A 2000-nucleotide genomic window follows, 5' to 3' on the forward strand; every position below is an offset into this window, starting at 1 on the left:
CCGCCCATGTCGTTCACCAGGGCCCGGGTGATCGCCAGGCCCAGCCCGGTGCCGCCGTACTTGCGATGGGCGCTGCCGTCGGCCTGCCGGAAGGCCTCGAAGATCGGCGCCTGCTGGTGCGCCGGGATGCCGATGCCGGTGTCGGTGACCGCGAAGGCGATGCGGCCATCGGCGGTGGCGCCCACCTCCATGCGCACCGAGCCGCGCTCGGTGAACTTCAGCGCGTTGGACAGCAGGTTCTTGAGGATCTGGCCCAGGCGGGCCTCGTCGGTCTCGATCCATTCGGGCGCGCCGGGCGCCAGCTGCAGGCCGAAGGCCAGGTTGCGCTGCGCGGCGATCGGCGCGAAGACCTGCGTCAGCTGCTGCAGCAGGCGCGGCAGCGACACGCGGTCGATCTGCATGTCGACCTTGCCGGCCTCGATCTTGGACAGGTCCAGGATGTCGTTGATCAGCGCCAGCAGGTCGTTGCCGGCCGAGCTGATGGTCTGCGCGAAGCGGACCTGCTCCTCGCTCAGGTTGCCGTCCTTGTTGTCGGCCAGCAGCTTGGCCAGGATCAGGGTCGAGTTCAGCGGCGTGCGCAGCTCGTGGCTCATGTTGGCCAGGAACTCGCTCTTGTACTGGTTGGAGCGCTCCAGCGCCTCGGCGCGGTCGGTGAGCTGCGCCTGAGCCTGGGTCAGCTCCGAGCGCTGCAGCTCGAGCTGGCGCGCCTGCTCCTCGAGCTGGGTGTTGCTTTCCTCGAGCTCGGTCTGTTGCTTCTCCAGCCGCAGCTGCGAGTCGCGCAGCGCGTTGCCCTGCTCTTCCAGCTCCTCGTTGCTGGCGCGCAGCTCCTCCTGCTGCATCTGCAGTTCCTCTGCCTGGCGGCGGCTCTCCTCGAGCAGCGACTCGAGCCGGCTGCGGTCCTTGGCGGCGCGCAGCGCCATCGCCAGCGGCTCGGCCACCCGCGCCAGCAGCTCGCGCTCGGCCTCGCCGACGTGATGCAGGAATCCGAGTTCGACCACGCCCTGCAGGCGCCGGTCGACGCCGACCGGCGCGATCAGCAGCCGGTCGACGCGGCCCGTCCCAGCGCGGAGCTGACCGGCAGGTAGTCGGCCGGAAGCCGCGTGACATGCACCGGCCTGCGATCGCGCGCCGCCTGGCCCACCAGCGTGTCCCCGCCGCGCACGACCGGTGCCGTCTCGCCCTCCGCCGCGACCGGCAGCGCGTAGCCGCCCACCCGCAGGTAGCTGCCATCGTCCTGGGTGATGTAGAAGCCCCCCACCCGGGCGTCGGTCCAGCGCGCCAGGAAGCTGGTCGCGACGTCGGCGAGCCGCTCCACATGCGGGTCGCCCTGCAGCTCCACGCCCAGGCCGGCCAGGCCGGCTTTGAGCCATTCCTCGGTCCGGGCGGCGCGATGCGCGCGCGCGCTCAGCGCGGCGGCAACCGCCGTCAGCACCAGCAGCAGCGCCGAGCCGCCCCACATCATCCCGGCCGTCTGCTGGACGGCGGTGTCCCACAGCACGCGGCGCTCGGCGGCGCGATCGCGCTCCTCGCGCTCCATCTCGCCCAGCAGGGTGCGGATGCGCTCCATCAGGATCCGCCCCCGGTCGCCCTGCACCACGGTCACCGCGCCGATGCCGTCGCCCTTGCGGCGCATCGCGATGGATTCCTCCATCTCGCCCAGCTTGGCCTTGACGAGCTGCTCGACCAGCTCCAGCCGGGCCAGCTGCGAACGGTAGTTCTGGAAGCTCGCGCGCAGGCGCTCGGTCGCGGCCGGCAGCGTGACCTGCGCGGTGTTGAACGGCAGCAGGTAGTTGTCCAGGCCGGTGATCAGGAAACCGCGCTGGCCGGTCTCGGCATCCTTGATCGCCGAGCCCAGCGCCTGGATCTGCTCCTGCACGGCCAGGGTGCGCGCCATCGCATCGGCGGCCTCCGCCTGCGTGCGCTGCGTGCGCCATGAAAAGGCGGCGACGACCACGATGGTGAGCACCGCCAGCGCGAAGCCGAGCAGCGTGGGCAGCGGG

The 2000-nt window shown here is 71.6% G+C and carries 2 protein-coding genes; both read right to left on the reverse strand.

Annotation, left to right across the window (positions count from 1 at the left end):
- Positions 1-998, reverse strand: a 998-nt coding sequence (locus FUT87_RS14645) for a HAMP domain-containing sensor histidine kinase (RefSeq protein WP_255511846.1), incomplete at its 3' end; no start/stop codon positions are given.
- Between the two features lie 35 nt (positions 999-1033).
- On the reverse strand, positions 1034-2000 hold a 967-nt coding region (locus FUT87_RS14650), incomplete at its 5' end, for a CHASE3 domain-containing protein (protein ID WP_147241486.1).

The sequence above is a fragment of the Mitsuaria sp. TWR114 genome (assembly GCF_007997345.1).